The sequence below is a fragment of the Paenibacillus sp. genome, assembly GCF_035645195.1.
Taxonomy (GTDB): domain Bacteria; phylum Bacillota; class Bacilli; order Paenibacillales; family YIM-B00363; genus Paenibacillus_AE.
Genome location: NZ_DASQNA010000022.1, coordinates 108299 through 134717 on the forward strand (window position 1 = coordinate 108299; position 26419 = coordinate 134717).

A 26419-nucleotide genomic window follows, 5' to 3' on the forward strand; every position below is an offset into this window, starting at 1 on the left:
GGCGAATGCGCCGCAAAGGAAGGGGAAACGCATGAAAAAACAATGGAAACAAAAAGCGGCGGCGCTGCTCGCGATCGCCGTGGCGGCGACGGCGCTGTTCGGCGCCGCGGGGCCGCTTCGGCCGACGCCGGCGTCGGCGGCAACGATGGAGACTTCGGCACAGGTGACGCCCGCGAAGGCGGAAGCGGGGTCCACCGTCGCCGTGGACGTATACGTCACGTCATCCGAAACCACATCGGTGTTGGTGGATGTGGAAATTTTCGACGAGTCGCTGAAGAAAGTGCATCAAGCGTTCAAAGACGACATCCAGCTGACGGCGGAAGAGACGACCTCGGTGCCGTTCGCATGGAGCATCCCGTCGACGCTGCCGGCCGGCAAGTACATCGTCAGCTTGGGCATCTTCGGCGCCGGCTGGAGCGGCATGCACAAGTGGCACGCCGGCGCGGCGACGTTCGAGATTACGGGCGGCGGGGCGCCTCCCGCGGGGCTGCCGGCTCCCGGCAATGTGAAGGGCGAGCCGACGGATCGAAGCGTGCTGCTCACATGGGACCGCGTGTCCGGCGCATCCGTCTATGACGTTGAAGCGGACGGCGTCGTGACCGAGAACGTCGTCGACCCGTCGTACGTGCACCAAGGCCTCGCGCCGAACACCGCGCATGCGTACAGGGTGCGGGCGAAGGACGCGGCGGGCGCTCCGGGCGCATGGAGCCCGGCGGTAACGGTGCGCACGACGAACGAGCAGACCGGCGGCGCGCTGCTCGAAGTGAAGACGAAGACGGGCGCGTCGTCGACGACGCAGATGATTACGCCGGAACTGGAAGTCTACAACGTCGGTACGTCTGCGGTCCGCCTGCAGGACGTCACGATGCGCTACTACTTCACGGTCGACGGCGAGAAGCCGCTCTCGATCGGGTTCTGGACGACGGCGCCGAAGCAGTACGTGCAGACGAAATTCGTGAAAATGCCGATTCCGTCCGAGAAGGCCGATTATTACTTGGAGGTCGGCTTCGCGGCGGAAGCGGGCTCGCTCGAACCGGGCAAGAAGGTCGGCATCTATACGTGGATCAACAAAAGCGATTGGTCGACGTTCAACCAGACGAACGATTACTCGTACAACGCTGCGGGCGCCATGACGGCCAATGCGCAGGCGACGGGCTACCATAGTTCCGCGTTGGTCTGGGGCGTCGAGCCGACGCTGTACGACATTCCGCCGGCGCCGGAAGGCATTGCGGCGGAGCCGCAAGATACGAGCATCCGCATCGCATGGAATCCGGTGGAGGGAGCGACCGGGTACGACGTCGAAGCCGACGGCAAAGTGACGAGCAACGTCGCGGACGCATCCTTCCTGCACGAATGGCTGCAGCCGGGCACGAAGCATACGTATAAAGTGCGGACTCGCAAAGGCGATGCGGTCAGCATCTGGAGCGCGCCGCTCACCGTGAAGACGACCGGACTGCGGCAGCTGCCGGCGCCGGAGAACGTGCGCGGCAAGACGACGTCGACGTCGATTGCGCTGACGTGGGATCGGCTGGAAGACGCCGACGTCGCGTACGAGGTGGAAGCGGACGGCGCGGTGATCGACGTCGGCGGGGCGGCGGCTTACACGCATAACGGCCTTGCGCCGGGCACGAAGCACACGTACCGGGTCCGCGCGAAAGACGGCGCGGCGGTCGGACCGTGGAGCGCGCCGATCGTCACGAACACGGTGCTGACGCCGACCGGCGAATTCACGGTTGAGTTCACGGTCGATCCGACGGCAGACCGAAAGCCGATTTCGCCGTACATTTACGGCACGAACGCGGACTTGACGGGCACGGAAAACTGGGGCTCGCGCCGCATCGGCGGCAACCGGATGTCGACGTACAATTGGGAAACGAACGCTTCGAACGCGGGCGACGACTATTTCCATCAGAGCGACAACTACGTGCCGTGGTATTACGGCGGCGTGCCGTGGGGCGGGAACATGGACGAACCGGGCATCGGCATCGCGGGATTCCACCAGAAGTCGCTGGAGCAGGGCGCGTATACGCTGGCGACGCTGCAAACGGCCGGCTACGTCGCGGCCGACAAGAATGGCTCCGTGTCGGCGGCGGAGACCGCTCCGTCGAACCGCTGGGTGCCTGTGTACGCGGCGAAGAACGCGCCGTTCAGCTTGACGCCGGATTTGAACGACAACGCCGTTTATATGGACGAATTCGTGAACGCCTTAGTGCATCGTTTCGGCGGCGCGTCGGCGGCGACGGGCATCAAAGGGTATGAAATTGACAACGAGCCGAGCCTCTGGAAGCATACGCATCCGTACATGCATCCGGAGAAGCCGGGTGCCGAAGAGGTGCTGACGAAGGGCATCGCCCTCACGAAGGCGGTGAAGAACGTCGATCCCGCCGCAGAAATGTACGGCCCGGTCGCCTACAGCTTCGACGAGCTGCACAGCATGCACGCCGCACCGGATTGGGAACAGCTGAAGTCGAATTACGATTGGTATTTGGACTATTACTTGGATCAGTTCCGCGCCGCTTCGGCCCAGGAAGGGAAGCGTCTGCTCGACGCGGTCGACTTCCACTGGTATCCGGAAATTTCCGCAGGCGGCTATCGCATTACGGACAGCGGTTCGTACGAAAACTTGGAGGCGAACCTTGCGCGCATGCAGGCGCCGCGGTCGCTGTGGGATCCGACGTATACGGAGAACAGCTGGATCGGGCAATGGTACAGCTCGTTCCTGCCAATCATTCCGCGCGTCCAGCAGTCGATCGATAAATACAATCCGGGCACGAAAATCGCCATTACGGAATATAACTACGGCGGGGAAGACAACGTGTACGGCGGCGTGGCGCACGCGGATGTCATGGGGATCTTCGGCAAATACGGCGTGTACCTCGCGAACTTCTGGAAAATGACGAACCACCTGCAGTTCGCGCCTTACGTCTCCGCGGCTGTCAAGCTGTTCACGAACTACGACGGCAGCGAATCGACGTTCGGGGATACGTCGGTGAAGGCGGAGACGAACAATATCGAGAACAGCTCGATTTACGGCTCCGTCTTCGAAGGGAACGACGGCGAACTGCACCTGATCGTCATGAACAAAAACTATGATCATGCGATGAACGCGGTGTTCGACATCGCGGGCGATACGGCATACACGTCGGCGCGCGTCTTCGCGTTCGACGCGGAGAGCCCCGACATTACGGAGCGCCCCGGCGTCGACGGCATCGAAGGCAATCGGTTCGAATACGAGCTGCCGCCGCTCACCGTCGCGCATATCGTGCTGACGAAGTAGTTTGATACAAAAGGAAAAGGCTGCCGCGAGGCAGCCTTTTTGATATTGGCGCTACATCTGCGCTCCCCGACCCGCTGCTGCGGGCGCCGGGGAGCGGCGCGACCAGACGACGACCGGGATGAGCAGCAGCGAGAGGATGCCGCCGCCGAGCGAGAGCGCGGCGAAGCTCGAGTGCGCCACGACCATGCCGGACAGCGCGCCGCCCGAGGCGCCGGAGAGCGCGACCAGCACGTCGATCGTTCCTTGCGTCTTGGCGCGGGACGCGAGCGGAGTCGCGTCGACGATCAGCGCCGTGCCGCTGATGAGGCCGAAGTTCCAGCCGAGGCCGAGCAGCGCCAGCGCGGCGATGAGGAGCGGCACCGAGTCGGCGGGCGCGAAGGCGGCGAGCAGGCCGGCCATAAGCAGGACGGCGCCCGCGGCCATCGCCATCGCGGTCCGGCCGATGCGGTCGACCAACACGCCGGTGACGAGCGACGGCAGGAACATCGCGGCGATATGGATGCTGATGACGACGCCGACCTCGCGCAGCCCGTGGCCGTGATGCTGCATGTGCACCGGCGTCATCGTCATGACGGCGACCATGACGATTTGCGTCAGCAGCATGATCGCCGCCCCGACGATGACGCCGCGGCCTCGAACGGGCGTCGCGGAGGCCGGGCCGGACGGCGAAGCGGCCCGGTTCGCGTCCTCCCGTTCGGCGATCGCCTTGGCGACGAGGAACGGGTCCGGGCGGAGGAACAGCCACAGGACGATCCCGGCGCCGAGGAAAGCCGCGGCGCCGAGCAAGAACGGCCCGGCGAGCGCCGGAATGCCGAGCGAAAGGGCGAAGCGGCCCATGACGTCGACCAGGTTCGGTCCCGCGACGGCGCCGAACGTCGTGGACACCATGGCGATGCTGACGGCGGTCGCCCGCTGGGCAGGCTTCGCGAGGTCGGTTCCGGCGTACCGCGCCTGCAGGTTGGTAGACGTGCCCGCGCCGTACACGAGCAGCGACAGGAACAGCAGGGCGACATGCTCGATCGTGGCGGCGGCGACGACGCCGACCGCGCCGACACCGCCGGCGAGGAACCCCGCGGTCAGTCCGGCGCGGCGCCCGAACCGCTGCGACAGCCTTCCGACGATCATCGCGGCCCCGGCGGAGCCGAGCGTCAGCAGCGCGGACGGGATGCCGGCGAAACTGTCGCTGCCGAGCAAATCCTGCGCGAGCAGCGCGCCGACCGTGACGCCGGCGGCCAGCCCGGCGCCCCCAAAAATTTGCGAGAGAACGACGATGATCAGCGTTCTCTTGTAAAGCCGCTTCTTCATGTCCGGCGATTCAATATAGGCTTCATGCGACATCGTTCGTCCCGCCTTTCTCCGCATCCATAACTGCCCGCCACTCGAGAACGCCTTCTTCGAGGCGATGCGCCCGAAGCCCGCGCCGGCGCAGCAGCTCGACCGCCTGCGCGGACATCATGCAGTACGGCCCGCGGCAGTACGCGACGATATCGCGATCGGCCGGCAGGGATGATAAGTGCCGCTCCAATTCGTCGAAAGGGATCGAGACGGCTCCAGGAATGTGATACGCCTCGTACTCTTCGCGAGGCCGAACGTCGACGAGCAGCGCTTCGCCCCGGTCCAGGCGAGCCTTGAGCTCCGTCAGCGGGATCGCCTCCAGCGCGTCGTGAGGGCGGACGAGCCGTTCTTTGATCAGACGCATCTCCGCCGAACGCCGCTCGGCCGCCTCGCGCATCGACAAGACGACGGCGGCGACGTCGGTGCCGGCCAGCTCGTAAATGACGTAATTTCCTTTCTTCGTAAATCGGACGAGCCTTGCTTCATATAAGAGCTGTAGATGCTGCGAGACGTTCGCGACGCTCATGCCGGAGAGCTTCGCCAACTGCTCGACGGATTTCGGACTCTGCGCCAACAGGTCGATCAATTCCAGACGCCTCGGGCTGGAGAAGCATTTGCCGATTCGCGAGAGCTCCTGATAAAACGATTCCTTCCACTCTGGAGGGGAATGCATCGGACACCGCCTATCTATTCAATTATTTTATTGAATACTTGAGATTGTAAGATCGCCATACTGGAAAGTCAAGACAAAAAAAAGCCCCTTCGGCATGGAATTGCGCGCGCAAGAGGCCGCTTGTCGCCGGCGTTCGTCTTACGGGACCGCAGTTCGCCCGAAGGGGCTTTTCCGTCATATCGTAAATTTTTTCATTTCCTCGTCGAGTCGGACCGACGTCTCCGTCAGCGTGTCGACGATCGCCTGCACTTCCTCCATCGCGGACAGCAGCTCTTCGCTGGAGGAGGAGACGGTCTGCGTTCGGCCGAGCGCCTCTCTTCCGATGGAAGCGAGCTCGGCAACGGAGGCGGCGACTTGCTGCGTGCCGGCCGACAGCTCCTCGGAGGCGGCGGACGCCTCCCCGATTTCGACAGCCACCTGCTCGACGGACGTCATGATGTTCTTGAACATGGCGCTCACCTCGTCGATGGCGCGAATGCCTTCGTCCGTCGCGGCCTTGCCTTCGCCGGTTACCGCGTCGGCCTCCTGCACGGAGGCGACGATCTCCGTCACCAACCGCGCGATCGAGTCCGCCGATTCCTTGCAGCGGTCGGCGAGCTTCCGGATTTCGTCGGCGACGACCGAAAATCCGCGGCCGGCTTCTCCGGCCCGAGCGGCCTCGATCGCCGCGTTCAGGGCGAGCATCTGCGTTTGGGCGCTGATTTCGGTAATGTCGGTGGTGATGGCGCCGATCGTCTCCGAGCGGAGTCCCAATTCGCGCACCGTCGCCGCCGAACGGTTGACGGTCCGGTGGATGTGTTCCATCTTCTCGACGGCGAGGCCGAGCAGGTTGCCGCCGCTCCGCGCTTTCGAAACGACGGACCCGGCCAAATCCGAAATTTCCGACGTCGATTCCGCGATACGCTGCACGCCGGCCGCCATTTCCTCCATCGCCCGGGACGTCTCGGACGCAGCGTCGAGCTGGCGCTCGGCGCCGACGGCGACTTGCTGAGACGCTTCGGTAATGTCCTCCGCGGCGGCGATCGTTTGCTCGGAAGTCGAGCGAAGGTGGATCGCCGAATGGGTCGTCTGCTCGATCATCGAGCGGTTCGCGCGAATCAGCCTCCCGATGCGCTCCGCCATCTCGTTGAACGCCGCGCCGACGGCAAGCAGTTCATCTTTCGTCTCCAAGGCGACCCGGACCGACAAATCCCCCTCCGCCAGCTCCTTGGCGCGCGAGCCGAGCTCCCGCACGGTCCGTCGAACGCTGAGGTAAAACCCGGCGAACAGCAGCGCCGCCGCCGCGAACGCCAATAGCAAGGCGGCCGCTACGACGGCGGCGCGCGTACGCACCTCGCGAATCCGCTCGTCGAGCAGCCGGTCGAGCGACGCGGCCGTTGCGTCGAACAAGACGGACGCCGCGTCGATCGTCCGCGTGCCGGTCTCGAAATAGTCGGCCGGCCGCATCGACAACGCGCCTTCGACGAACTGCTCCTGCACAAGGTTGGAGAACTCCGCGGACGTCTCGAGGCTGGCCGCCGCCGGCTGCTCCAATTCCTGCTTCAAAGCGGGATTGTAGGCGAGCGCTTGGTCGCGAGCTTTCATCATTTCGGAGACGGATCGCTCGATGTTTTCGATCGCGAGCATGAACTCGAGTTTCCGCTCTTCAGGGACCGCCCCGGCCGCCAGGATGCCGGTTCCTCGCCCGCGCGCCTCGGCTGCGGTTTCCATTAAGGAGGGCAGCTCGTTCGTTAAGAGAGCGCCTAAATAAAACGTATCCAATCGGGAATCGAGCGTCAGGTTGGAGCGGTCGGCGATGACGACCATCAGCTTCTGCAGCGACACGATCAGGGCCGTATGCTTCCGGAAGCTGTCGTCCGGCTCGAGCTTGGCGTATTCACCCTTCAGCGAAGTCCAATCGGCTTCGAATCGCTGCCAAGACTCCGCTGCGCCGAAGGCGGAGCCGCCGTTCGCGAGGAAGGCGCGGAACGCGTCCATCCGCTGCTCCAATTCGGCCTCGGTCTGCTGCAAAGCGGCCGCCTGCGACGCGTCCCCGTTCAGGAAGCCGTTGGATAGCCCGCGGTGCTTTTGCAGTGCGACGATCAATGGTTTGACCTGCTGCGCGTAGGCGGAGCCTTCCCGTTCGAGCGAAAGCAGGCGAAGCTCTTCTCGGTATGTAGAAACCAATTGAATCAGCATGATGACGATCGGCACGGCGAATACCATGGTGAGTAAAACGAATTTCTGCGCGTAACGGGCGCGGTTCATGACCGCGACGAACGGCTGCACGAAAATGGCCAGAATGGCTTTCACAACAATGTACCCCCAATGAATGATGAAGCGAGTTTCCCCGGCTCAGCCGACTGTTGTTCGATTTTCTTACGATTTGCTATCAAAAACCCGAACAAATGTAACACAGTTGACCATTAATGTTCTGAAATATGTTGGCATAATATTACATGATTGCGTCCCGGCGAGCAATGCGATTTTACAGGTGAAATCGCTTACTTCGGTGATGGACGAAAAATTGTACATGTGATGAATTTGTGATGAAATATGTTCCCGCGGAACGCGGAATTCGAATGGATCGACGTGCGGATAAGCAAACTACGAACGTCGCTACTCGGTCGTAGGGGGATATGTCGATGTTGAACATGAGGAAATGGATGCTCGCGGCCTTGGCGCTCGCGCTCCTCGCGGGATGCGGGGGCGGCGCCGGCGGGGCGAGACCGTTCGCCGAAGGCGGGGCGGCGGCGGAGCAGCGGGTGTCTCTCGATATGTACTATCCGGCGGACATCGAGACGCATTGGGCGTTCGACGAGCTGGACAACTTCGTGAACGCCGATCTGCTGAAGGGATATGTCGACGCCGAAGGGATCGTCACGCTCCGGCCCGAACAATCGATCAGCCGCGCGGAATTCGTGGCGATACTCGTTCGCGCGCTGGGGGCGGCGAGCGATGCGGCGGGGAAGACGTTCGTCGACGTGCAGCCGGGCGCTTGGTATTTCGAGCCGATCCGCATCGCCAGCGCGCTGGATATCGCGGGCGGCGTCTCGGCGACGGAGTTCGCCCCGGATCAACCGATCACCCGCGGCGAAATCGCGACGCTGGTCGTCAGGGCGTTCAGCGGAACGGTGTCGTTCGCCGGCGAAAGCAAGACGTTCGCGGACGTGCCGGACTATTTCGCGGCGGCGTCGATCGCGCAGGCGAGCCGAGTCGGCATCGTTCGCGGGGTGACCGAGACGGAGTTTCGTCCGTTCGAGAAGGCGAAGCGGGCGGAAGCCGTCGTCATGCTGCAGCGGGCGCTCGACCTGCAGGCCGCGGATTTGCCCGCGGACGAAATGCTGGCGAACGTCGTGCTCGAATCGGAGCGGCGGCAGTTCGAAGCGTATACCGACGAGGCTCGAAATTACGGACGGCTGTACGACGCGAACGCGGAATTTTACACGGGGTACTACTTGTCTTTCACCGATTCGGTCGCGGACGAAATCGTGTCGCTGGCGTCGGAGGGGTATGTCATCGATATGACGCAAACCGGGACGCCGTCCGTACAAGTGCTGGCCAAAAGCGACCGATTCGCCGTCGCCGAAGCGACCGGCGGGCGTTATCCGTACCGCATTTATCTCGGGGAAGACGAAGCGATAGGGGAAAAAACCGTCGAGGGGCTGTTTTACCTCAAGAAGATGAACGACCGAACTTGGAAAATCTACGCGTACTACCCGTACGATTAGGATGCGGGAGGAAGGGCGATCGGAGCGGCGCCGGCGGCGCGGAGCGGATCGCCTTTCTTTTTCTGAAAAAACCTCTTGCCAAACCGGAAAAACCGATGTATATTGAGAACATCTCAAATTCAATATATTTAATTTTCAAGTAAACTAGGCGGCAGACGGAGGTGGAGCCCGAAACAAGAGAGGATCGGGGAAAGAAGTAAGTAGGCAATTTTTTTTCGTCAAGTATCTCAAATTCAAAATTATTAAAATTGACAGAATGGAGAGGGAATTATTTATGGAAGATATGGGTTTGTTGTTGATTCGCGTCATTATCGGGTTGGCTTTCGTCGGGCACGGCGCGCAAAAGTTGTTCGGTTGGTTCGGCGGGTACGGTCCGAAAGGCACCGGCGGCTGGTTCGAATCGATCGGCATGAAGCCGGGCGTCATGATGGCGGTGGCCGCGGGACTCGTCGAGTTCGTCGGCGGGTTGTTCTTCGCGGCGGGTTTGTTCACTCCGGTCGTCTCCATCCTGCTCGCGCTGACGATGGCGGTCGCGATCGCCAAAGTTCACGGCCGGAACGGTTTTTGGGTGACGTCGAACGGGTATGAATTCAACTTGGTGCTGATCGCCGTATTCGTCGGCCTCGCGCTCAGCGGCGCCGGCAGCTACTCCTTGGACGCGATCCTTAACTAACAAAGAAAGAGCGAACGCGAACGTTTCGGATTCGGTTCGCTCTTTTCATCTCTTCGGCGGGAATTGCGGCCGAAGGGCGTTTTAGGGAATAATAAATAAATCATTTTGAACGGAGGGACTTCGATGACGCAGCGAACGGCCGGAATTCATCACATTACCGCGTTCGTCGGCAACGCGCAGGCGAACGCCGACTTTTACGCAGGACTGCTCGGACTTCGACTTGTGAAAAAAACGATTAATTTCGACGCTCCGGAGGTATACCATCTTTACTTCGGGAACGAAACCGGCAGCCCGGGCACGATTATTACGTTCTTCCCGTTCGAGCACGGGCGCAAAGGCGTCGTCGGCGGCGGTCAGGTCGGGTACACGACGTTCGCCGTTCCCGTCGGCGCGCTGCCCTTCTGGGAGGCTCGTCTGCAGGCGCACTCGGTTCCGTTCAAGCGGGAGGAGCGGTTCGGGGAAACGTATCTCCGCTTCAAGGATCGGGACGGACTGCAGCTCGAGCTCGTCGAGCGCGAAGCGGGCGAGCCGAGCCGGTGGTCGTTCGGCGGCGTGCCGCTTGACAAAGCAATCAAGGGCTTCGGCGGCGCGATGCTGTTCAGCATGGCGCCCGCTTCGACGATGCATACGCTGGAGCATGTATTCGGACTTGATCGGATCGGCGAGGAGAACGGTTGGGTGCGGTTCCGCGCCGCAGGGGACATCGGCAACGTCATCGACGTCAACGCCGCTCCGATGGGCCGCGGCCACGGCGGGGCGGGCACGATTCATCACATCGCCTGGCGGGCGAAGGACGTCTCGGACCAAGAGGCGTGGCGCGAGCGGGTCGCCGCGAACGGCTTCCAGCCGACGCCGATCGTCGACCGGCAATATTTTACGGCCGTCTATTTCCGCGAGGCGGGCGAAATTTTGTTCGAGATCGCGACCGATCCGCCGGGCTTCCTGCGCGACGAGCCGTACGAGTCGCTCGGCGAACGGCTGATGCTGCCGGAATGGTTCGAGACGCATCGCGCGCAGATCGAAGAAGGGCTGCCGCCGTTCGCGATTCGCGAGCTGAAGGAGGAGCGGCCATGAGGCATCTGTTCGAGCGAGGCGCGGATCGGGACGCTCCGACGCTGCTGCTGCTTCACGGCACGGGCGGGACGGAGCGCGATCTGCTGCCGCTCGCCCCGATGATCGATGCCGGCGCTTCGGTGTTAAGCGTACGCGGCAACGTATCGGAGAACGGCATGCCGCGATTTTTCCGCCGGTTGGCGGAGGGCGTATTCGACGAGGAGGATTTGCTGTTCCGCACGCAGGAGCTGCACGATTTCGTCAATCAAGCCGCGGAGCAATACGGGTTCGACCGTTCGAAGGTCGTCGCGGTCGGCTATTCGAACGGGGCGAACATCGCGGGCAGCCTGCTGTTTCATATTCCCGGCTCGCTGCAAGGCGCCGTTCTACACCATCCGATGGTGCCCCGGCGGGGCGCCGCCCTGCCGGATTTGACCGGCACGCCGGTGTTCATCGGCGCCGGCAGGAACGATCCCATCTGCTCCCCTCGCGAAACGGAAGAGCTGCAAGCGCTGCTGGCAGGCGCCGGCGCGTCCGTGTCCGTGCATTGGGAATCCTACGGCCATCAATTGACCGGATCCGAAGTCGAAGCGGCGGCGGCTTGGTACCGCATTCAATTCGGAAGACAAATTTCCGAGTAACATGCTATGATTAGGAGGTGGATCCGATCCGCCCCCGGAGGTGAAGGGAATGGATGACCGAGAACTGTCGTTGAAGCTTCTGGTAGTGCTGTCTAAAGCATACAAAGTCGTCATGGATCGAGCTGCCAAAGACATGAAGAAAAACGGGTTATCGGAATCCGAATTCACGGTGATGGAGCTGCTGTATCACAAAGGGCGCGTACCGATGCAGCGCATCGGCGAAAGCATGCTCGTCACGAGCGGCGGCATCACCTACACTGTCGACAAACTCGAGGGCAAAGGATATTTGCGCCGGGTCGCTTGTCCCGAAGATCGTCGGGTGACGTACGCGGAATTGACGGAGGCGGGGAAGTCAAAGTTCGACGACATCTTCCCGGCGCACGCGTCCGCGATCGAGTCGATCATGGGGGGGCTTACCGAGGAAGAGAAGCGTCAGGCGATCGCGCTCGTCAAAAAGCTCGGCTTGTACGCGCAGGAAACCAAGTGAGACAGACATACCGGCCCGAACGGGGAGCGCCCTGTTCGGGCATTTTTTGTTTTATAGATAGAGAGAAAAAGTAAATAACAGAATTTTTACAAGCGAAAAAGATTCCTAGCGCACGCCCAAGACCAGTATAATGGAACGGTATATAAAAAAAGGAGAGAAACGGGGATGACGAACATCGAGGGGAAAGCGCAATGGAAGATGCCGCTCGCCGGCAGCCGCTCGGGAGGGCGGATGCTGGCGGGAGTGGTGCTCGGCACGGTGACGGCGATCGGACCGTTCTCGATCGATATGTATTTGCCGGCGCTGCCGGAGATGGCCGCGGAGTACGGAACGACCGCCGCGTGGACGCAGCTGACGCTGACTACGTTCCTGCTCGGCATGGCGTTCGGCCAAATCGTCGCGGGCCCGATCAGCGACGCTTGGGGCCGAAGGGGGCCGCTGTTCGTCGGCATGGCCGTATATATTATTACTTCGTTGTTATGCGCCTTCGCGCCGTCCGTGGAGTGGTTGGCGTTCCTGCGTTTCGTGCAGGGGCTCGCGGGCGCGTCGGGCATCGTGATTGCGCGCGCGATCGCGAGAGACCGGTTCGACGGCGCGGAGCTGACGAAATTTTTCGCGCTGCTGACGCTGATCGGAGGCGCGGGGCCGATCGTGGCGCCGCTCGTCGGCGGGCAGCTGCTGCTCGTCACGTCGTGGCAGGGCGTATTCCTTCTGCTCGGCGCGTTCGGCGCGCTGCTGTGGCTGTCCGTGTACCTGGCCGTGCCGGAAAGCTTGCCGAAGCATGCGCGCATCGCCGGCGGGCTGCCGAAGTCGGTGAAAGCGATGCTCGGGCTGCTGCGCAATCGGGAGCTGATCGGCTATGCGGTGACGCAGGGGCTAATGATGGGCGGACTGTTCGCCTACATCTCCGGATCGTCCTTCATGATGCAGGACTTGTACGGCGTGTCGCCGCAGACGTTCAGCCTGCTCTTCGCGCTGAACGGCTCCGGGTACATCATCGGCGCGCAGGGGACGGCTCGTCTCGTCGGCAAATTCCGCGAGAGCTCGCTGCTGCTGACCGGACTGATCCTGTCCGCCGTCGCGGGGGCGGCGCTGTTCGCGGCGCTGCTGAGCCAGGCGAGTTTGTATGCGGTCGTTCCGGCTTTATTCGTCATGATCTTCTGCGTCGGCATCATTTCGACGACGAGCATGTCGCTCGCGCTGCAGAAGCATAAACAGAACGCCGGCAGCGCGGCCGGGCTGCTCGGGCTGATCGGCATGCTGTTCGGCGCCGTCATTTCCCCGCTGTCGGGGCTGTTCGGCGGCGAGTCGGCCGCGTCGATCGGCGCGGTGATCGCCGTCTGCTCGACGGGCGCGCTGGCCGGATATTTGCTCATCGTGCCGAAGTCGGAACGGGCATAATGCGGCCGACGCCGCGCGCGATGGTGTACAATAGAACTTAGAAAGAAGTTTGACAGAGAAGGAAGGAGTGCGGAAGTGAACCGAAAAATGGTGTTTTTCGACATCGACGGCACGCTGCTGGATCATCATACGCGAACGATTCCCGCGTCGACGCGCGAGGCGATCGCGGAGCTGCGCAGACTCGGCCACGAGGTCGCGATCGCGACGGGACGGGGGCCGTTCATGTTCCGGAGCATCCGCGAGGAGCTCGACATTCATACGTACGTCAGCTTGAACGGGCAATACGTCGTGCACGAGGGAAGCGTCGTCCGCAGCCAGCCGATTCCGAAACCGGTCCTGGAGCGACTGCATGAATCCGCGAAAACAAGCAATCATCCGATCGTATATATGGCGGCGGAGACGATGAAATGCGCCGAGACGGACCATCCGTTCGTCGTGGAAAGCTTATCGTCCTTGGAGCTCGACATGCCGGACTACCACCCGAACTATTTTCATGAAGAGGATATTTATCAAGCGATGGTGTTCTGCGAAGCGGAGGCGGAGGAGGCGTACCGGCAAGGCTTCGATCTGCAGTTTATCCGCTGGCATCGGTATTCTATGGACGTGCTGCCTTTCGGAGGTTCGAAGGCGGAAGGCGTGCAAGCGATGATCGAACGGCTCGGCTTCCGGAGGGAGGACGTGTACGCGTTCGGCGACAACCTGAACGATATCGAAATGCTGCGCTTCGCGGGCACCGGCGTCGCGATGGGGAACGCGCCGGAGACGGTGAAGCTGGTTGCGGACGTCGTCACGCGCGACGTCGGCGACGACGGCATTTGGCACGGCTTGAAGGCGGTCGGGCTGTTGTAAATTTGAAAGGCAGGTCTCCTTTGCGGGGAGCCTGCCTTTTTTGCGTTAACTGTAAATCAATTGCTGCCGGTCCGTCGTCAAGGGAGGCTGCTCCAGCCATTGCCGCTCCACGACGATATCGAACGTGTCTTTGGCGTAAGCCATAATCTCGGCGATAATTTTGGTGTAGTTGGCGATCAAGTCGGTTCGCATGGACAGCGCCGTCGCATGGGATAGAAGCACGATGTCCACCGCGTTCAACATATTGATCATGGCCAAAATCAGTTTGTCGGAGAACGGGGATACCGTCGAGTCGGTCACTTCCATGCTGACCGTCACCGTGCCGAGCAGTTCCTCCTCGAGAAGCAGCTTGTTGAAAAACTCGATCTGTTTTTCGCTGATCTCTTTCCCCCGGAGGATGAAATTTTTCAAATCCTTGTCCTCCATCACTTGGGCGAAGCCCAGCATGATGATGACGGCGAAGTAATTTCGTTCGATGTTAAAGAAGATTTCGCTTAACTCGATGGCGTTCAGGGGTCGCTTCTTTCCGAACATCCCGTTCAAGAACGTTTGCTTTTGCACGAATTCCACCTTCTCGGGATAGTTCATTTTCGGCGGCCGGTCGTACAGCCCTTTCTCCAACAGCAGCTTCACCGCTTTGCCGAACATTTCGGTCGTCGAGTGCAAACATTCGTTGAAAAAATCGAGCACGTCGAGACGAACGTTGTTCGAGGACGTGAACGCGAAGTTGATCATGGCCAATCGATTGTTCATGTAAATGAAACTTAAAGCGAACGGGTCGTGAAATAAGGCGGGAGCCTCTAAGTTGACGTCTTTGTCCGTAAAGCCCGTCGGAATCGGAAATTGTTCGGCCGAGAAGATGCTCTCGATCCGGGATAAGCGCCCTTGCGAGAGGGCCAGCGACTGTTCGGCGAGCGGAATGATTTCCTCGTCCTGCAGGTGGTGCAGGAAATAACGAAGGAAACAAACGGCCATGCTCTCCTGCATGTAAATGCTCCACAGACCGCCGATTTCCGTAGAAGATAGTTCGATGTTCGCCGGCTTCACGCTTTCTGCGCTCATAAGTCCTCCATGATATGAAGAATTGTCCTTATCGCGTAGTATTTTGCCTGAATAGATAAGTTATTCTTAAAGGTCGATGGACTGGAGAAAAAACGGCAGCCGAGGTGCGGAGGAGTCGCCCCCCGCATCCGGCTGCCGTGCGGATTACATCGCGGCCAAATGGTCGGCCAGCTGGTCGAATGCGGTGCCGAAGCCTTGCTGCATGGAGGGATGCATCGACCGGAAAAACTCCGCCTCTTCCTCCGACGCATAGATCGGGGCGCTTTGCATCGTCACGATCGTCCGCCCGTTCGCCTCGGCGAACGTGACGAGGTTCATCACCTCGAGCGGATACTGCGCGCTGAACGGCGCCCGCGCGACGCTGCCCGCGGCATCGGAGAACGAATTGACGAACACGAGCTTGCTCGGGCTCGCGATGTCGAGGAAGCGGAATTTGGCCCACATGACGGTTCCGTCCGGATGGGTCAACCGGTAATGGAACGCGCCGTCCGGCCGGAGATCGAACGCCATGACGTCGAGCACGAAGTCTTTCGGCCCCCACCAGCGCTTCAGATGCTCCGGGTCCGTCCACGCCCGGAAGACCAGCTCGCGCGGGGCGTCGAAGGCGCGCGTCAGCTTGAGCGTCGCCGCATCGAACGCATCCAGCGCTTGCGCCAGGCGGGACAGGGTCGATTTCGCGCCTTCGGCGGCGCCGTATTTCTCGACGGTGTACTGCAGCTCCTCCGCCGAGGGGAACGTCATGCGCATCGTCAGCTCTGTCGCGCCGTCCCGATCCGCCATCGTTACGGACACTCGGAACCGCTCGTCGGCCGCGTCGTCGCCGTGAATGTAATCGAGCCGTTCCGGGCGGACGACGTCGACGTATCGGATGCGATTGACATAGTCGGTTCCGTCGGGGCCGTGCATGACGTAGTCCCAAATTCCCCCGGGCTTCACTTCGATCGAGCGGATCGTGATCGAGAAGCCTTCCGGCCCCCACCAATTCGCCAAGTGGCGCGGCTCCGTCCACGTTTGGAAGACGAGCTCGCGAGGCGCCTTCAGCATGCGGGTCACGATGAGATCCCGCCCTTCGATTACAACATTCGCTTGGCTCAGCAGCCGATGTTCCCCAGTCATTGCCTATTCCTCCGATTCCATGATTTAGTCGCGGTCGTTGGACGGATTCTGTAGTTCTTGGAGGTATTTGTCCAAACGGTCCAGCTTTTCCTCCCACAGGCTTCTGTACCCTTCCAGCCATACGTGCAGGCCGAGGAAAGGCTCGGGCTTCAGGTTGTAAATTCTGCGGTTGGCGTCCGCCTGTACATCGACGATGCCGCTGTCGTACAGGACGCGGAGATGTTTGGACACTTGCGGCTGCCGGATGTTCAACCGGTCGGCGAGCTCGCCGACGGTGAGCGGTCCTTTGCGCAGTTCCTCGACGATATGCAGCCGGTTCGGTTCCGACAGCGCCTGAAGCAGGGAAGCGGCTAGTTGTCGATCGGTATTGGAGTTCATGTCCCTGGGCGGCCCTCCTTCGAAGGGGTCGGATGTTGGATGAAACAAATGTACCATATTGGGAATATTCCTGTAAAGGAATACATGGGAGGTTAAAAATGAGCAGTTTCGTGCATGGGGAGGAGATATGAATGCTAATTTCAATAAAACTGAGCGGATATAAACAAAATATTTTAAAAACAGAGCAAAAACGCGTTGACATGAACAGTATTGAGGACTTAATATGTGATTGAAAGCGCATAAATGAACATGTATAAACATTTATGCGCGGAAATGAACAACCCCTGCAGGGTCCATTCCGTCGATCGTCAGCGTTAGGAGGAGGAAGAGGTTGTCGCAAACGATGGTTAGCAGCATCCGGGTGCAGTCGCGCGCATACCGGCTGGTCAAACCGCATCTGGTCGTCGATACCGTCGTAGAGCACGAGGTGCGCCCGTGGGAGGTCGTCGTCGAACCGGCGCTGGGCAGCATTTGCCACGCGGACATCCGTTATTTTACCGGGCAGAGGCGCCCTGAAGCGTTGGAGCGCAAGCTGCCCATGGCGCTTATTCACGAAGGGCTCGGGACGGTGATCCGTTCGGAATCGCCCGAGGTGAAGGTTGGCTCTCGCGTCGTGATCGTTCCGAACATTCCGGGTTCGTTGTACCGCAACGTCGATCCGCAGGATTGCTGTCCCGCCTGCCGGAGCGGCAAAGGGGATAACTACTGCCACTACGGCCGGTTCTTGGGCAGCGGCGTAGACGGCATCGCGCAGGAGCGGGTCGTCGTTCCGGCCGCTTGCGCCGTGCCGATCCCGGGCGAGGTGCCCGACGATGTCGCGGTGCTGACGGAGCTGTGCACGGTGTCGTATCAAGCGCTGCTCGGCGTACGGGAGAAGCTGGGCTCGGCGAAGGTGGCCGTATTCGGCGACGGGCCGGTCGGATACTTGGGGGCGGCGATGCTGCGCCATGTGTTCGGCGTCCCGAGGGAGCGGCTGCATGCGTTCGGGGCCGCCCCGGACAAATTGAACCAATTCGATTTCGCGAACCGGAGTCTGGTGCAGGAGTACGATTTCGCCGCCGGGGACGCGTTCGACATCGCCGTGGAGTGTACGGGAGGACGGTTCTCCGAAAGCGCGGTCAATCAAGCGATCGACGTGCTGAAGCCCGGCGGCGAGCTCATCTTGATGGGCGTGACGGAGGAACGAGTGCCGATCAACACGAGGGACGTGCTGGAGAAAGGCATTACGATGCGGGGCAGCAGCCGAAGCTCGAGCTCCGATTATCGACCTGTGCTCGAAGCGATGAAGGACCCCGATTGCCAAGCGACGCTAAGAAAATTGCTGCCGGAGCGGCGCACGGCGATTCGTTCGGCGGCCGACTTCGCGGTCGCCATGGAGGAAGCGGCGTCCCACCGGAGCTGGCAGAAAACGTTGCTGGATTTCCACTGGCGAGCCTAGGCTATATAATAGTCTGGACATGTATCTTCTAACGGGATGGAGGCTCTGCCATGCTAGCTGCGGAAAGAAAGCTTCGCATCGTCGAATACGTGCGGCAGCGCAAAATCGCCACGGTCGCCGCGCTCGCCAAGGAATTTAACGTTCACGAGGCGACGATCCGGCGCGATCTGATGGATATCGAGCAGGAAGGGCTGCTGCGGCGGACGCACGGCGGCGTCATCGCCGAGCAATGGACGCACGACGAACCCCCTTTTCACGAACGGGAGCAGACGCGGCTGGAGCAAAAAATGGAGATCGGCAAATTGGCCGCGAGCCTCGTCGAGGACGGGGAGCACATCATTATCGACTCCGGCACGACGACGCTGCATATCGCCAAGAACCTAGTGCATCGATCGAACTTGACGGTGGTGACGAACGACATCAACGTGGCCGCCGAATTGAAGGATGCGCCGGGCGTTCGCGTCATTATGACGGGCGGGGAGCTTTATCCTTCCAGCTACATGCTGAACGGCATGTTCACCGATTATGTATTGAATTCGCTCCATGTGCAGAAAGCGTTCATCGGAATTCCGGCGATTCATCCGAAACATGGACTGATGCATCCGGAGGCGCAGCTGGTGCCCGCGAAGCAATGCATGATTCGGGCGGCGAGCGAAATCGTCGTCGTCGCCGACGACAGCAAGATCGGCAAAATTTCTCTCCACACGGTGGCGCCGAACAGCGCGATTCATACGCTGATCACCGGCAAGGACGCGCCGGAGGAAGAGCTGAAGACGTTTCGCGATTACGGAATCACGGTTTATACCGTATGAAGCGAGGCTCCGGAAACGACGGGCAAGGGGGAATGTACATGAGAATGACGGAGGCGGGACGATCCGCGGCGACCGGGATCGAAGCGGAGACCGGCCGGGTAGCGCTCAAGAGGCGGATCGGCTCGCGGCTGAGGAAAGCGGCGATCCGGCTGCGGCCTTACGCGATGGTGGCTCCCGCCATGACCGGCATCATCGTATTCGTGATATACCCGATGTTTTATTTGATTTATCTCAGCATGTATAAATACAACCTGATGAACAAAGCGAAGAGCGTTTTTATCGGATTCGACAATTACGCGCAAATTTTCGCTCGGGAGGACTTCTACAAGGCGCTGGCGAACACGGCGCTGTACACCGCCGGCGTCGTCGCGTTCACGATGCTGCTGTCGCTGCTGACGGCGGTTTGGCTCAGCAAGCGAACGTGGATGAATTCATTGGTGCAAGCGGGCATCTTTACGCCGCATATCATCTCGATCGTATCGGTGTCGCTCGTATGGCTGTGGTTGATGGAGCCGAACATCGGCTTTCTGAACTTCGTCCTGAAAGCGATCGGACTGCCGCCGTCGCCGTGGCTGCAAAGCTCCAAGACCGCGCTGATTTCGATTATTATCGTGTCCGTCTGGCAAAATATCGGCTATTTCACGTTGATCATCGTCGCCGCGCTTCACGGCGTGCCGTCGAGCATCGTGGAAGCGGCCGAGCTGGACAACGCCAACAAATTTCAAGTGTTTACGAGAATTATGCTGCCGCTCATCTCTCCGCAATTGTTCTTCATCTTGATTATCATGACGATCGGCTCCTTCAAGGTGTTCGATACGGTCCGCATCATGACCGGAGGCGGTCCGAATAACGCGACGACGACGCTGGTGTACTACATCTTCGGCTTTCGCACGACGAACATCGGCTACGCTTCGGCGGCGGGCGTCGTGCTGATGGCGATTATCGCGCTGCTGACCGTCGTATACTTCCGGCTGCTCGCGAAACGAGTTCACTATCAATAAAGCGGAGCTTCCGGCTGCGAAGGGGGATCTTTCTTGAAGCTCGAATCGAAGTCCGCGTGGTCGGCGGTCAATACAGTCTTGAAAGCGGTAACATTGCTCGCGTTCGTCTTCCCGTTCTTATGGATGGTTTCGACGTCGCTGCAAACGTTCCAAGAAACGATGGCGTTCCCGCCGACGCTCATTCCGGCGGCGCCGCAATGGATCAACTTCGCGGAAGCGATGAGCTCCGGGCCGTTCCTCGGCTACGCCGCGAATTCGATTACGGTCACATTGTCGATTATCGTCATTCAGTTGATCGTCATGATCCCGGCGGCGTACGCGTTCGCGAAATACCGATTCCGGGGCCAGGGGCTGCTGTTCGGCATGGTGCTGCTGGCGTTCATGATTCCCGGCCAGGTGACCTTCATTCCGGTATACCTCATGATGGCGGAATGGGGCATCATCCAGACGCTGCTTCCGCAGATCATCCCGTTCATGTCGAACGCGTTCGGCATCTTCCTGCTTCGGCAATATTTCCGCCAAATCCCGGAGGAATTGATCGAAGCGGCGCGGCTGGACAACGCCGGCGAACTCCAAATCATGTGGCGCATCATGACGCCGATGTCGATGCCCGCGCTCGCCACGATCGCGCTGTTTAGCTTCGTGAGCCACTGGAACGACTATTTCTGGCCGCTCGTCATGACGGATTCGATCGCGGTGCGTCCGCTGACGATGGGCATCGCCATGCTGCGCGAAACGGAAGGGATCAGCAATTGGCACATCATCATGGCCGGCAACGTCGTGCTGGTGCTTCCGATTCTGCTCGTCTACGTATTTTGCTCGAAACAAATCGTAAAAGCGTTCGTGTATTCGGGGATCAAATGATTCTGCGTACAATCCAAACGAGAGAGGACGTTGGAAAACGATGAAAAAATTCGCTTTTGTATTGACGGCTGCGGTGCTATTCACGATGCTGGCGGGCTGCGCGGGAGGCGGCGCGACGGAAGCGCCGGGCGGGAGCGCGGGCGCGGAGACGAATGCGGAGACGAACGCGGAAACGCCTAAGGGGACGGACGCCGCGCCCGCGGGCAAGACGACGGTCCAGTTTTGGCACGCGCTCGGCGGCGGGAACGGGGATTTCCTGAACGCGATGATCCAGCGGTTCAACGAAAGCCAAGACGAGATCGAGGTCGTCGGCACGTTCCAAGGCAACTACGACGAAACGGTGACGAAGCTGCAGCAAGCCGTGTCGGCGGGAACGGCGCCCGAGATCGCCATGGTGGAGCGCGCGTACGTAGAGTTGTTCGCGGACTCCGACGTATTGGAGGATCTCGCTCCGTATTTGAGCGCTTCCGGCATGAGCGAAGCCGACTTTACGCCGGGGCTGATGGGCCATTCGACGTTTAACGGGAAATTGGTCTCCTTGCCCCTGAACCGTTCGACCCCGATCATGCATGTCAACAAGACGATGCTGGACGAGAACGGGTTGAACGTGCCGACGACGTGGGAGGAAATGAAACAGGTCGCGAACGCCTTGGTCCAGAAGGAAAACGGCGAGGTGACGCGATACGGGTTGACGATGCCTTACGATACGTGGTATCCGATCGCCATGATCACGCAAGCGAAAGGAACGTTCTTCAACGCGGAGAACACGTCCGTCGGCTTCGTCGACAACGGCGTCGGCCAGAAGGTGTTCGGCTATTTGAAAGAGCTGCAAAGCACCGGAGCCTTGTATTACCCGCCGGCGCAAGATTCGGGCAGCATTACGAACCAGATGTTCGCGGAAGGCAAGGTCGGGATGATGTTCCAGTCGACCGGCGCAATCGGCGGATTGCAAAAGTCGGTCGCCTTCGATTACGTGACCGCGTTCCTGCCGGCCGACGAGGTGCACGCGAACCCGACCGGAGGCGCGAATGTCGTCGTGATGAGCGGAGCGAAAAACAAGGATGCCGCATGGAAGTTCATCCACTGGGTCATGACCGATCCGGGCGGCGCGCAGCAATTCGTCATCGATACGGGGTACCTGCCGTTCACGACCAAGATGGTCGAGTCGCAGGCCATGAAAGATTTGTGGGCGAAGGAGCCGAACCGGAAAGTCGCTTACGACCAGCTCCAGTACGCCATCGATACGAATAAGGACGTGAATTGGCCGGAAGTGATGCACGAGTTCTTCTCGGCCATCGAAGCGATTATGTACGACAACGGCGACATCGCTTCGACGCTCGACACGTTCAAGAAAGAAGCGGAGCGCATCCTGGCGCAATAACCGCGGCGCTTTCCCGCCGGCCGGACTCGCGTCCCGGCCGGCGGCCGCGTTCGGAACGAATCGATGAGGAGGGATTGCCGTGATTGATCGGCTGCAGAATACATCGGACATCGTCGTCTCCGGCCATCGGGGGCTGAAAGCGGCGTGCCCGGAAAACACGCTGCTCGCCTTCCGGGAGGCGCTTCGGGCGGGAGTGGATATGATCGAATTCGATCTTCGGCTCACGAAGGACGGGGAGGTCGTCGTCATTCATGACGAGACGGTGGATCGAACGACGAACGGCTCCGGCGCCGTGAACGAATACGATTTGGAACGCCTTAAGGCGTTGGACGCGGGCGGTTGGTTCGGTCCGGAGTTCGAAGGTTTGAAAATACCGACCTTGAAGGAACTTTGCGAGCTGCTCGCCGCGTATCCCGACACGCTGCTCAACGTGGAGATCAAGCCGAGCCGGGACGCCCGGGCGGTCGCCGACGCCTCCGTCGCGATTCTAGACTCGTACGGATGGCTGCCTCGCTGCGTGTTCACGAGCTTCGACGCGGACATCGTCGCTCATCTCTACGATACGTACGGGTTGAAGACGCAAGGCTTTCCGGCGGAATCGATGCACAACTTCCGGCCGGGACCGAACGGCACGTATTCGAAAATGTGGGCGGCCGCCGCCAGCATGAATCAATTGACGCCGCAGCTTGTTCGGGAGCTCCGCGACATCGGGCTGCAGGTATGGTGCTATTGTCCGGACGACGAGCGGCAGGTGCATTACGCGCTCGGCTGCGGCGTAACGGTGATGACGTGCAACGACCCGTTCCCCGCGATGCGCATGCGCCGGCTGCTAAGTTCGCCCCCGGAAGCGGGGACGTAGGGGGACGGCCGATGAACGCCGCATGGACGGTAGCGCACCATTACGAAATGTACCTCCGGCTGCTCGTCAGCGCCTTCCTCGGTTTTCTGATCGGGTGGGATCGCGAAACGAAAAGCAAGCCCGCCGGCCTTAAAACGTATATGTACGTTTGCGTGGCGAGTACGCTGATTACGTTAATCTCGATCTACAGCGTCGAGAAATTCGCTGCGGGGCAGGACCGCACGATGATGGATCCGATGCGGCTCGCGGCGCAAATCGTCGCCGGGCTCGGGTTTCTCGGCGCCGGCGTCATTTTGAAGGACGGACTTCGCGTTAAGGGGCTGACGTCCGCGGCGATGATTTTGTTCGTCGGCGGCGTCGGGATCGGCATCGGGGCGGGGTTCTACGGCATCGTCGCGTTCAGCGTGGTCGTGTCCATGGCGATGGCGAAAATCGGGAACGTCGTCGAAAGGCGCCGTCTCCTGCGCATCGCCGCCCGGGACCGCGAGGCGTCCGATACGCCGTCCGCTTAACCGGTTTTTGCAGCCGCCGATATCGGCTATTTCGGACGTCTTCCTGCGGGACGCGTACTGCGTACTGGAGAGGGAAGCGGCGGAGTCGGCGCAGAACGAGGCGCAAAGCGGCCGCGTCGAATGGCCGAGCGCCGGATCGACTCCATAACGAAAACGGCGGCAGGTCCGGACCGGGTACAACCCGTCCCGCCTGCCGCCTTTCGCTTCCGGCAGCGCCGCCGCGAAAGCCGCCGTTACGACGGCTCCTCGTCCAAGCCGGCGGCGGCATCGAATCCGCTGCCTTCCGGAACGTTCGTAAGTTCGAGTTTCCGCTTCACCTGATCGTCGATCATCTCGTACCATGCGCCGAACGCATCGTCCAACTGCTTCTCCCGTTTCGGGTCTTCGTTCGCATCCGAATCCATTTCCATGCCGCCGACGAATGGTTCGACATCATCCTCGCGCTCGCTCATCGATGGTCCCCCTCCTTCGCACTGGAATTGGAATAAAATGCCCCGAATTTTCGGCTTTATACCTCGAATAAGGTTCCGCGCATCGTTAAAATCCGCCCCGGGAATGAATGATTTGTCCGGTAATCCACTGGGAATCGTCGCTGGCCAGGAAAGCGATCAAGCGAGCCGCGTCTTCCGGAAGGCCGAACCTGCCCATCGGAAACTGCGGCAGCAGGGCGCTCCTCGTCTCTTCGGTCATCCAGCCCGTATCGGTAGGTCCGGGATCGACCGCATTGACCGTGATCCGAAGCGGCGCAAGCTCGGCGGCCAACGATTCGGTGAAAACGGACACGGCGCCTTTCGTCGCGGCGTAGGCGAGATTGCCGGGCATCGGACCTTTCCCTTGGCCCGACGTGAGGTTGATGATTCGTCCGCCGAGGACGTGATGAGGCCGCGCGGTCTGCTCGGCTTCGAGCATGCGGGCGAAGGCGGCGGACAGCATGAAGGTGCCTCGGATGTTGACGGCGCAATGCGCGTCGATGAGCGCTTCGGTTAATTGCCGGAAATCGGCGTCGACGCTGTACGCGGCGTTGTTCACGAGAACCGTCGGAAGTCCGACGGCGTTCCGGGCTTCCTCGAGCAGCCGGCCGGCCGACCCGGGAGCGGCGAGATCGAGCTCCATATGCGCGGCGCGAACGCCCGATTGGCGGAGCTCTTCGGCGAACAGGCCGGGCCAGCGCTCGTCGGCGTCGTTCGGGTACAAGCTTTTATCGTAATCGTGCAGATGCGTAAAAAAGATGTCGGCGCCTTCGCGGGCCAGCGCTCGGCAGACGGCGGCCCCGATGCCGCTCGGACGGCTCGCTCCCGTCACGATGGCGGTTTTACCTAGCAGTCTGGTCATGTCGATTCCTCCCAAGGGAAAGGTGGATGGCGGCCGTTACACCCGGGTCAGCTTCTCCGGATTCAGCACCATATACATCGTCTGGATCACCCGGCGATTCGGCTCGAGTTCGAAAAATGCGGCCCAGACGGCGGCAGACCCGCGCCCGAGCCGGACGCCGATTTGCCCGCCCTGTCGGATGAGGCTCGCTTCGCCGTCGAAGAAGCCTTTCGGCGCGATGCCGCGGAACAGCGCTTCGATGCGCTCGCTGCCGTAGATGACGCGCGTGGCCGCGCGAACTTTGCCGCCCGCGTCGGTCACGAGGCGCGCGTCCGCCGACAAGGAGGTCACGAAGCCGCGGAAGTCGCCCGTCTCGCAAGCGGCCAAGAACTGGCGCGCGAACCGTTCGGCGGCGGCCGCGTCCTCCCCCGCGGCTTCGCGAGCGGCGTCGCCGCCGGCGGGCGGCGGGGGCAGCTTGCGGCGGGCGCGGCTGATCGTTTGGCGGCAGGCGGTTTCCGATTTGCCGAGCATGGCGGCGATGTCGCGGTATGCGTACCCGAGCGCCTCCCGCAGGACGAACGCGACGCGCTCCTCCGGCGACAGCCGCTGGAGCAGCACGACGAACGCGTAAGACAGCGTCTCCCGCTTCTCCGCGAGCGCCTCGGGGTCGTTCGACGGAAGCGCGGGCGCCGGCTCGGGCAGCCAAGGCCCGATATATGATTCCCGGGTTTTGCGGGCGGATTTGAGCAAATTGAGGCAGCGGTTGGCGACCGCTTTGGTCAGATAAGCCTTCGGCTGCCGAATGTCGGACAAGTCGCGGCCGCTTATTTCCAAATAGGTGTCCTGAACGACATCCTCCGCATCCGCATACGAGCCGAGGATGCGGTAAGCGAGACGCAGCAGCATGGGACGGGTATCGGCGACGAGCCGTTCTTCGGTCATCCGGCGCGCACTCCTTCCTTAGGCGATGACAGTATGATCCTAAGAGATAAGACAAACTTGATGGGTCGTTTGTGACAGCGGCGCGCCGCTGTCACAAACGGCTCGCTCTATTTGTCATCGTATCAGATTCGTCAATTCCAAGGAGGAGAAGATTCATATGAAGCTGCGAATGAATTATCGAGAAGCGAGTCCGGCGGCGTTCCAAGCGATGCTGCAGCTCGAAGGGTTCGTGACGCGGAGCGGGCTCGAACGAAGCGTGCGGGAGCTGATCCGGCTGAGGGTGTCTCAGTTGAACGGATGTTCGTTCTGCGTCGATCTCCATTCGAGAGAGATGCTTGCGCACGAGCCTCCGGAGCGCGTGTATTTGCTGCCGGTGTGGCGGGAAGCGCCCTGCTACACCGACCGGGAGCGCGCCGCGCTGGCGTTCGCGGAGGCGGTCGCGTTCATCTCGGAGCGGGGGGTGCCGGAGGAGGTGTTCGAGGAGATGCGAAAGCATTACGACGAAGCCGGCATCGTGCACTGCATCATGGCGGTGAACGCGATCAACGCTTGGAACCGGCTCGCGATCGCGACGGGCATGTACCCCGGGGCGATGGAGCCGGCTTCGAAAGAGTAACTTTCACGGAGAGGATGGCGCGCGTTCC

The 26419-nt window shown here is 61.0% G+C and carries 25 protein-coding genes; 16 read left to right on the forward strand and 9 right to left on the reverse strand.

The annotated features are described in order from the left end of the window. Nucleotides 1–31 precede the first annotated feature (31 nt). Nucleotides 32–3277 (forward strand): glycoside hydrolase family 44 protein, encoded by a 3246-nt coding sequence (locus VE009_RS11970; protein ID WP_325007847.1) that lies wholly within the window; start codon nt 32–34, stop codon nt 3275–3277. A gap of 51 nt (nt 3278–3328) precedes the next feature. On the opposite strand, the gene VE009_RS11975 is transcribed toward VE009_RS11970, so the two are convergent. The 3 genes from VE009_RS11975 to VE009_RS11985 form a co-directional block, all read right to left on the reverse strand. Next, nucleotides 3329–4615, reverse strand: coding sequence for an MFS transporter (locus VE009_RS11975; protein WP_414694836.1), 1287 nt, complete (start codon nt 4613–4615; stop codon nt 3329–3331). Continuing rightward, complete coding sequence (locus tag VE009_RS11980; RefSeq protein WP_325007851.1) at nt 4605–5285, reverse strand: metalloregulator ArsR/SmtB family transcription factor; 681 nt, start codon at nt 5283–5285, stop codon at nt 4605–4607. Before VE009_RS11980 ends, VE009_RS11975 begins: the two co-directional genes overlap by 11 nt. 174 nt (nt 5286–5459) lie before the next feature. Then, nucleotides 5460–7577 carry a HAMP domain-containing methyl-accepting chemotaxis protein gene (locus tag VE009_RS11985; protein WP_325007853.1) on the reverse strand — a complete coding sequence of 706 codons (2118 nt, stop codon included), beginning with the start codon at nt 7575–7577 and terminating at the stop codon, nt 5460–5462. A 332-nt stretch (nt 7578–7909) separates the two neighbouring features. Between VE009_RS11985 and VE009_RS11990 the strand changes: the two genes are divergently transcribed. From VE009_RS11990 to VE009_RS12020, 7 genes are all read left to right on the forward strand, one after another. Further along, nucleotides 7910–8995, forward strand: a complete 1086-nt coding sequence (locus VE009_RS11990) for an S-layer homology domain-containing protein (protein WP_325007855.1) — start codon at nt 7910–7912, stop codon at nt 8993–8995. Nucleotides 8996–9269: 274 nt separating this feature from the next. Further along, nucleotides 9270–9668, forward strand: a complete 399-nt coding sequence (locus tag VE009_RS11995) for a DoxX family protein (protein ID WP_325007857.1) — start codon at nt 9270–9272, stop codon at nt 9666–9668. 123 nt (nt 9669–9791) lie between these two features. Further along, nucleotides 9792–10742, forward strand: coding sequence for a ring-cleaving dioxygenase (locus tag VE009_RS12000; protein WP_325007858.1), 951 nt, complete (start codon nt 9792–9794; stop codon nt 10740–10742). Continuing rightward, on the forward strand, nt 10739–11362 hold the full coding sequence (locus VE009_RS12005) for an alpha/beta hydrolase (RefSeq protein WP_325007860.1): 624 nt from the start codon (nt 10739–10741) through the stop codon (nt 11360–11362). The genes VE009_RS12000 and VE009_RS12005 overlap by 4 nt, the downstream gene beginning before the upstream one ends. 49 nt (nt 11363–11411) lie before the next feature. After that, nucleotides 11412–11849: a MarR family transcriptional regulator gene (locus VE009_RS12010; RefSeq protein ID WP_325007862.1), complete on the forward strand. Its 438-nt coding sequence runs from the start codon at nt 11412–11414 to the stop codon at nt 11847–11849. 165 nt (nt 11850–12014) lie between these two features. Next, a complete protein-coding gene (locus VE009_RS12015) occupies nt 12015–13250 on the forward strand; it encodes a multidrug effflux MFS transporter (protein ID WP_325007864.1) in 1236 nt (411 codons plus the stop codon). Nucleotides 13251–13325: 75 nt separating this feature from the next. After that, entirely contained in the window at nt 13326–14099 is a 774-nt protein-coding gene (locus VE009_RS12020; RefSeq protein ID WP_325007866.1) for a Cof-type HAD-IIB family hydrolase, read from the forward strand. A 45-nt stretch (nt 14100–14144) separates the two neighbouring features. Here VE009_RS12020 and VE009_RS12025 read toward each other — a convergent pair whose 3' ends face one another. The 3 genes from VE009_RS12025 to VE009_RS12035 all read right to left on the reverse strand — a co-directional run bounded on the left by VE009_RS12025 (nt 14145) and on the right by VE009_RS12035 (nt 16655). Beyond that, complete coding sequence (locus tag VE009_RS12025; protein WP_325007868.1) at nt 14145–15161, reverse strand: DUF3231 family protein; 1017 nt, start codon at nt 15159–15161, stop codon at nt 14145–14147. Between the two features lie 144 nt (nt 15162–15305). Next, nucleotides 15306–16277 carry an SRPBCC family protein gene (locus VE009_RS12030; protein ID WP_325007870.1) on the reverse strand — a complete coding sequence of 324 codons (972 nt, stop codon included), beginning with the start codon at nt 16275–16277 and terminating at the stop codon, nt 15306–15308. A gap of 24 nt (nt 16278–16301) precedes the next feature. Then, a complete protein-coding gene (locus tag VE009_RS12035) occupies nt 16302–16655 on the reverse strand; it encodes a metalloregulator ArsR/SmtB family transcription factor (protein WP_325007872.1) in 354 nt (117 codons plus the stop codon). 331 nt (nt 16656–16986) lie between these two features. On the opposite strand from VE009_RS12035, the gene VE009_RS12040 reads away from it, so the two are divergent. From VE009_RS12040 to VE009_RS12070, 7 genes are all read left to right on the forward strand, one after another. After that, nucleotides 16987–18093 (forward strand): alcohol dehydrogenase catalytic domain-containing protein, encoded by a 1107-nt coding sequence (locus VE009_RS12040; RefSeq protein WP_325007874.1) that lies wholly within the window; start codon nt 16987–16989, stop codon nt 18091–18093. 50 nt (nt 18094–18143) lie between these two features. Next, nucleotides 18144–18905, forward strand: coding sequence for a DeoR/GlpR family DNA-binding transcription regulator (locus VE009_RS12045; RefSeq protein ID WP_325007876.1), 762 nt, complete (start codon nt 18144–18146; stop codon nt 18903–18905). Nucleotides 18906–19069: 164 nt separating this feature from the next. Next, nucleotides 19070–19906, forward strand: coding sequence for a sugar ABC transporter permease (locus tag VE009_RS12050; RefSeq protein ID WP_325008027.1), 837 nt, complete (start codon nt 19070–19072; stop codon nt 19904–19906). Nucleotides 19907–20029: 123 nt separating this feature from the next. Continuing rightward, a complete protein-coding gene (locus VE009_RS12055) occupies nt 20030–20770 on the forward strand; it encodes a carbohydrate ABC transporter permease (RefSeq protein ID WP_325008029.1) in 741 nt (246 codons plus the stop codon). Nucleotides 20771–20810: 40 nt separating this feature from the next. Beyond that, the gene (locus VE009_RS12060; protein WP_325007877.1) at nt 20811–22151 is read left to right on the forward strand and encodes an ABC transporter substrate-binding protein; all 1341 of its coding nucleotides are present in this window, start codon (nt 20811–20813) and stop codon (nt 22149–22151) included. A 79-nt stretch (nt 22152–22230) separates the two neighbouring features. Next, complete coding sequence (locus VE009_RS12065; protein ID WP_325007879.1) at nt 22231–23010, forward strand: glycerophosphodiester phosphodiesterase family protein; 780 nt, start codon at nt 22231–22233, stop codon at nt 23008–23010. 11 nt (nt 23011–23021) lie between these two features. After that, complete coding sequence (locus VE009_RS12070) at nt 23022–23522, forward strand: MgtC/SapB family protein (protein ID WP_325007881.1); 501 nt, start codon at nt 23022–23024, stop codon at nt 23520–23522. Between the two features lie 233 nt (nt 23523–23755). Here VE009_RS12070 and VE009_RS12075 read toward each other — a convergent pair whose 3' ends face one another. From VE009_RS12075 to VE009_RS12085, 3 genes are all read right to left on the reverse strand, one after another. Beyond that, the gene (locus VE009_RS12075; RefSeq protein WP_325007883.1) at nt 23756–23974 is read right to left on the reverse strand and encodes a hypothetical protein; all 219 of its coding nucleotides are present in this window, start codon (nt 23972–23974) and stop codon (nt 23756–23758) included. Nucleotides 23975–24059: 85 nt separating this feature from the next. Beyond that, nucleotides 24060–24854, reverse strand: coding sequence for an SDR family oxidoreductase (locus tag VE009_RS12080; RefSeq protein WP_325007885.1), 795 nt, complete (start codon nt 24852–24854; stop codon nt 24060–24062). Between the two features lie 36 nt (nt 24855–24890). Continuing rightward, nucleotides 24891–25775 (reverse strand): sigma-70 family RNA polymerase sigma factor, encoded by an 885-nt coding sequence (locus tag VE009_RS12085; protein ID WP_325007887.1) that lies wholly within the window; start codon nt 25773–25775, stop codon nt 24891–24893. A gap of 157 nt (nt 25776–25932) precedes the next feature. Between VE009_RS12085 and VE009_RS12090 the strand changes: the two genes are divergently transcribed. Further along, nucleotides 25933–26391 carry a carboxymuconolactone decarboxylase family protein gene (locus VE009_RS12090; RefSeq protein WP_325007889.1) on the forward strand — a complete coding sequence of 153 codons (459 nt, stop codon included), beginning with the start codon at nt 25933–25935 and terminating at the stop codon, nt 26389–26391. Nucleotides 26392–26419 lie beyond the last annotated feature (28 nt).

What these genes read in the sequence shown, in the direction of transcription:
- VE009_RS12030 (WP_325007870.1), bottom strand. Translation starts at nt 16,277, where the DNA reads ATGACTGGGGAACATCGGCTGCTGAGCCAAGCGAATGTTGTAATCGAA.
- VE009_RS12060 (WP_325007877.1), top strand. Translation starts at nt 20,811, where the DNA reads ATGAAAAAATTCGCTTTTGTATTGACGGCTGCGGTGCTATTCACGATG.
- VE009_RS11990 (WP_325007855.1), top strand. Translation starts at nt 7,910, where the DNA reads ATGTTGAACATGAGGAAATGGATGCTCGCGGCCTTGGCGCTCGCGCTC.
- VE009_RS12000 (WP_325007858.1), top strand. Translation starts at nt 9,792, where the DNA reads ATGACGCAGCGAACGGCCGGAATTCATCACATTACCGCGTTCGTCGGC.
- VE009_RS11970 (WP_325007847.1), top strand. Translation starts at nt 32, where the DNA reads ATGAAAAAACAATGGAAACAAAAAGCGGCGGCGCTGCTCGCGATCGCC.
- VE009_RS12055 (WP_325008029.1), top strand. Translation starts at nt 20,030, where the DNA reads ATGGTTTCGACGTCGCTGCAAACGTTCCAAGAAACGATGGCGTTCCCG.
- VE009_RS12025 (WP_325007868.1), bottom strand. Translation starts at nt 15,161, where the DNA reads ATGAGCGCAGAAAGCGTGAAGCCGGCGAACATCGAACTATCTTCTACG.
- VE009_RS11995 (WP_325007857.1), top strand. Translation starts at nt 9,270, where the DNA reads ATGGAAGATATGGGTTTGTTGTTGATTCGCGTCATTATCGGGTTGGCT.
- VE009_RS12010 (WP_325007862.1), top strand. Translation starts at nt 11,412, where the DNA reads ATGGATGACCGAGAACTGTCGTTGAAGCTTCTGGTAGTGCTGTCTAAA.
- VE009_RS11975 (WP_414694836.1), bottom strand. Translation starts at nt 4,615, where the DNA reads ATGTCGCATGAAGCCTATATTGAATCGCCGGACATGAAGAAGCGGCTT.
- VE009_RS12080 (WP_325007885.1), bottom strand. Translation starts at nt 24,854, where the DNA reads ATGACCAGACTGCTAGGTAAAACCGCCATCGTGACGGGAGCGAGCCGT.
- VE009_RS12090 (WP_325007889.1), top strand. Translation starts at nt 25,933, where the DNA reads ATGAAGCTGCGAATGAATTATCGAGAAGCGAGTCCGGCGGCGTTCCAA.
- VE009_RS12045 (WP_325007876.1), top strand. Translation starts at nt 18,144, where the DNA reads ATGCTAGCTGCGGAAAGAAAGCTTCGCATCGTCGAATACGTGCGGCAG.
- VE009_RS12050 (WP_325008027.1), top strand. Translation starts at nt 19,070, where the DNA reads ATGGTGGCTCCCGCCATGACCGGCATCATCGTATTCGTGATATACCCG.
- VE009_RS12005 (WP_325007860.1), top strand. Translation starts at nt 10,739, where the DNA reads ATGAGGCATCTGTTCGAGCGAGGCGCGGATCGGGACGCTCCGACGCTG.
- VE009_RS12070 (WP_325007881.1), top strand. Translation starts at nt 23,022, where the DNA reads ATGAACGCCGCATGGACGGTAGCGCACCATTACGAAATGTACCTCCGG.
- VE009_RS12075 (WP_325007883.1), bottom strand. Translation starts at nt 23,974, where the DNA reads ATGAGCGAGCGCGAGGATGATGTCGAACCATTCGTCGGCGGCATGGAA.
- VE009_RS12015 (WP_325007864.1), top strand. Translation starts at nt 12,015, where the DNA reads ATGACGAACATCGAGGGGAAAGCGCAATGGAAGATGCCGCTCGCCGGC.
- VE009_RS12035 (WP_325007872.1), bottom strand. Translation starts at nt 16,655, where the DNA reads ATGAACTCCAATACCGATCGACAACTAGCCGCTTCCCTGCTTCAGGCG.
- VE009_RS12085 (WP_325007887.1), bottom strand. Translation starts at nt 25,775, where the DNA reads ATGACCGAAGAACGGCTCGTCGCCGATACCCGTCCCATGCTGCTGCGT.
- VE009_RS11980 (WP_325007851.1), bottom strand. Translation starts at nt 5,285, where the DNA reads ATGCATTCCCCTCCAGAGTGGAAGGAATCGTTTTATCAGGAGCTCTCG.